Origin of the sequence: Eubacterium sp. AM05-23 (genome assembly GCF_003477535.1) — a bacterium.
Taxonomy (GTDB): Bacteria; Bacillota; Clostridia; order Eubacteriales; family Eubacteriaceae; genus Eubacterium; species Eubacterium maltosivorans.
Map to the genome: position 1 here is coordinate 1 of NZ_QUDF01000030.1, position 2,176 is coordinate 2,176.

The 2,176-nt window shown below is 48.0% G+C and carries 3 protein-coding genes; 2 read left to right on the plus strand and 1 reads right to left on the minus strand.

Annotated features, from left to right (window positions below; genetic code table 11):
* The first annotated feature begins 352 nt into the window (after window positions 1–352).
* Together DW091_RS19875 and DW091_RS19880 are read left to right on the plus strand one after the other, a co-directional pair.
* Window positions 353–772 carry a helix-turn-helix transcriptional regulator gene (locus tag DW091_RS19875; RefSeq protein WP_118519115.1) on the plus strand — a complete coding sequence of 140 codons (420 nt, stop codon included), beginning with the start codon at window positions 353–355 and terminating at the stop codon, window positions 770–772.
* Window positions 769–1,710, plus strand: a complete 942-nt coding sequence (locus DW091_RS19880; RefSeq protein ID WP_224168856.1) for a HipA domain-containing protein — start codon at window positions 769–771, stop codon at window positions 1,708–1,710. Before DW091_RS19875 ends, DW091_RS19880 begins: the two co-directional genes overlap by 4 nt.
* Window positions 1,711–1,888: 178 nt before the next feature.
* Here DW091_RS19880 and DW091_RS20240 read toward each other — a convergent pair.
* On the minus strand, window positions 1,889–2,176 hold a 288-nt coding region (locus DW091_RS20240; RefSeq protein WP_158577958.1), incomplete at its 5' end, for a hypothetical protein.

Here is a 2,176-nt window from a genome sequence, read left to right on the forward strand (position 1 = left end):
TTAAAGCCCTCGCAGACATACTATAAACAATGGGGAATGAAGAAGAAAAATGGACAGGGGCATCAGCCGGTAAAAAGGCTGCAATTCAGTAAGAGCGGCAGAGCAGAAATCGAGAGAACATACGCGACGCATTACCTGGATGAGAAGCGAATTGCAGCGCTGAAAACGGAGGGATAACGTTCCTCTGTCAGAGTGAATATGATGAGCGTGGTTCATGCCACTACAACGGCAATCAACCTGACGCGCCCGGTGGCGAGAGCAGGGAAATAAAAAAAGTCTTTCGTAAATTTTTTCTAACTCTCTTGATTTTGTTTCGGTATGCCGATATAATAAAGTGAGAGGTGACGATACAATGATCATTGACGATTTGTTAAAACAGACGCACATGACCAAGTACCGGCTGGCAGAACAGGCAGGTATCCCGCACGCAACGCTGAGCGATATCTGCAGCGGAAAAACGAAACTTGAAAAGTGTTCCGCCGAAACGGTCTACAAGCTGGCAAAGGCGCTTGGTGTTACAATGGAACTGCTCGCGGAGGGAGGCATCCGGCAGACAGAGCGTGAACGCGCCTATGAATGCGGACTGCCCGAATATCTCCAGCGGGATCTGGACGCCTACAAAGACGCTCTGCACAAAAAGTCCAACCTGCTCGACTGTTATTGGGGAGAACTTTACGGCAGCATCAATCTGGCAGAGATCAGCGATGGTGTCATCACGCCGGAGCACGCCGATTACCTGCGGAAGAAATATTTATGGGGAAGGAATCTATGATGGAACGAATTGACTTTACAGCCTGCCCAAAGATACCTGGCAGAGCCTACAACGGCGCAAACGGCAAGAAAATCGCCGTGGAGTATAAAGGAAATCAGTATATGCTGAAGTTCCCGCCCTCCGGCGGGAGAAAGCCGACAACGCTGTCCTATACCAATAGCTGCATCAGTGAGCATATCGCAAGCAGCCTCTTCAATCTGTTGGGAGTGAAAGCACAGGAAACGCTGCTCGGCACCTATCAGGTGGGAACAAAGAAAAAGGTCGTGTGTGCCTGCAAGGATTTCACAGCAGGCGGAAAGCGGTTTTTTGACTTTTGCTCCATTAAGAACACGATTCTCGATTCCGAATCGGACGGCAACGGTACAGAACTTCCGGATATACTGGAAGCATTGGAAAAACAGCAGTATGTCGATCCCGCTATGCTGACCAAACACTTTTGGGATGTGTTTGTAATAGACGCTCTTCTCGGAAATTTTGACCGTCACAACGGAAACTGGGGATTTCTTTATGATGACGCCTCCGGTCAGTCGTATGTGGCGCCGGTGTTCGACTGTGGAAGCTGTCTGTTACCGCAGGCAGACGAGAAGGTCATGAAAGAGGTTCTTGCAGATGAAGATGCGCTGAATGCCCGTGTCTATCAGTTTCCCACCTCTGCCATCAAGCAGAACGGCCGAAAGATCAATTACTATGATTTTTTGACTAGTATGGAGTATGAGGACTGCAAGGAAGCCATCCGGCGGATCGTACCGAGAATCGGCATGGAACAAATCCGAGCGTTTCTTGGTGGAGTCCCATATATCTCCGATCTACAAAAAGAATTTTATGGCCGGTATATTGAGGCGCGCTGTGATAAAATCTTAAAGCCTGTATTGGACATGGTTTCCCCAGAGGAACAGGAAACAGCAGGCCCGACATTGTCTTTGCAACAGAAAACCTAAATGCCACTACCCGAAGCACCGTATTATGATAGATCCCTTATCAAGTAGACAAAGAAAATAATTATATTATTGAGCTTATGATAACCAGCATTCTTAGAAGTGCTGGTTATTTTTTATATTGCTTGCTGCTTCTTTTGTTCGATTTCGGTCCAAAACTTTATGTATCTGACAGCCTGTCTTATTGGATATGATACAGGTTCGGAGGTTTGCAGAGCCGCTGCCCGGACTTCCCCATAAGTTTTTCCTTTAAATCTTTTTTGCGGATACTCATTGATATAATAATCAAGGGTTCCTTGGCCGCGTTCCAACCGGCGGGGACAACAGCAGCATGGTCAACGCGGCAGCCAGTCAGATCGGCAATGTGGGCGGGGAACCCTACTGGTTTATCAAAACAATAAATATGTCTGGCCCAGCAGATGCAGAGAATGGGCCCGGCGGTGCGGTAGACCACTTGTGCCAATCTGTC